The organism is Leptospira gomenensis (assembly GCF_004770155.1).
GTDB classification, from domain to species: Bacteria; Spirochaetota; Leptospiria; order Leptospirales; family Leptospiraceae; genus Leptospira; species Leptospira gomenensis.
This window is the reverse complement of record NZ_RQFA01000053.1, coordinates 1-822: the sequence shown is the minus strand read 5'-3', so window position 1 is coordinate 822 and position 822 is coordinate 1. Positions and strand designations below refer to the sequence as shown.

The 822-nt window shown below is 47.0% G+C and carries 1 protein-coding gene and 1 pseudogene; both read left to right on the top strand.

The features are described 5' to 3' along the window. Positions 1 to 506: pseudogene (locus tag EHQ17_RS19970) on the top strand (leucine-rich repeat domain-containing protein); the annotation flags it as partial. Further along, the coding region (locus tag EHQ17_RS19965; protein ID WP_210414548.1) for a hypothetical protein at positions 493 to 822 on the top strand (330 nt) is incomplete at its 3' end. The pseudogene EHQ17_RS19970 and the gene EHQ17_RS19965, both read left to right, overlap by 14 nt.

Sequence of the window (822 nt, the reverse complement as noted above, 5' to 3'; positions counted from 1 at the left end):
GGAACCTACTGGAAGACGATGTTTGGTTTTGTGAAACAAGTACGATTCGGGAAATCAATGTTGTCCGTAACAAACTGAGATCCGTGGATTGCCTTTTGTCGAACGACCACGTTGAAACGGTGGAGAGTTCGTTTAATTACATAACGAATATCTCATCTCGCAAGATAGGTAAGCGCTTGAAATCTTTTGATTTGTCGTATAACGGACTTCGTAGTTTTCCTTGGAAATTGTTTAACGAATCGTTTTTAAGGGATGTGGACCTTTCGAATAATCAATTGTATGATATTGCAGTGATTGATCTTTCGACGATTGAACGGATCAATGTATCGAAGAATCCGATTTTGAAAGTGGTAGTTGGCGCGAAATCCAGGAATTTAAGGGAACTGAGAATATCGCCTCAAACGGTGGTAGAGTTTAAGGCTCCGATTACTCGTTGCGAAGGTGTTGATTTGACTTCGAAAACCGCGTCCCCTGAGAAGAGATGTGTAAAGGTTGAATACGAGTGAACATTCCTCCTCTCCCACTCCCGCGAGCGATCAAGGCGTGGTCAAGTTATTGGCATTAGAGAAATGTAATGTTATTTCAGTTGAACACAATAACTTGACCGGAGCTGCGAGCGCGGTCCGGCGCAGGCTCGATGCGATGCCTATCTACGGATCGTCACCGCAGGACGCGGCCGGGGGAGCAGTGCAAGTAAACCTTAGCTACAGCTATGCCGGCGGTTTTGGAGCAGGGGTGAACGTAGGTGGTGGTGGTTTAGGCGCTGGGGTCAGCTACAACGAGAAGAGCGGCTTTGGAGTGAGCGCGGGTATCATGGGTAAC